The 346-nt window shown below is 75.1% G+C and carries 1 protein-coding gene; it reads right to left on the bottom strand.

Annotated elements, in window-relative coordinates; genetic code table 11:
• Positions 1 to 73: 73 nt before the first annotated feature.
• Positions 74 to 346 (bottom strand): alpha/beta family hydrolase (locus tag A6V29_RS09535; RefSeq protein ID WP_349642947.1); only part of this gene is annotated, 273 nt, incomplete at its 5' end.

Genomic DNA, 346 nt, shown 5'->3' with positions numbered 1-346 from the left:
GTCGTGCGGCGCGGCTTGACCCGCGCCGCGGTGCGTCGACTCGCGCCCGGGAGATCACACCCCGCTGCCGAACTCAGGCGGGCAGGACCTCGGTGAGCCAGGAGAGCGCGGCCGCCGCGACCAGGTCGACGTTCTTCTTCAGCGAGTGGTCGCCGGGGACCGCGTAGACCGATGCGTGCCCGAGGCCGGTGAGCTCCGCGGCCACGAGCTCGGGGCGGCCCATCGCGTCGGTCTCGCCCTGGATCACGACCAGCGGGACCCGGACACCGGTGAGCTCCGGTGCGCGGCTCTTCTCCGGCTTGCCGGGCGGGTGCAGGGGGAAGGCCAGCGCCAGCACGCCGGCCGC

The organism is Blastococcus sp. CCUG 61487 (assembly GCF_005222955.1).
In the GTDB taxonomy this organism is placed as follows: domain Bacteria; phylum Actinomycetota; class Actinomycetes; order Mycobacteriales; family Geodermatophilaceae; genus Blastococcus.
This window is presented reverse-complemented; position numbering and strand designations above follow the sequence as displayed.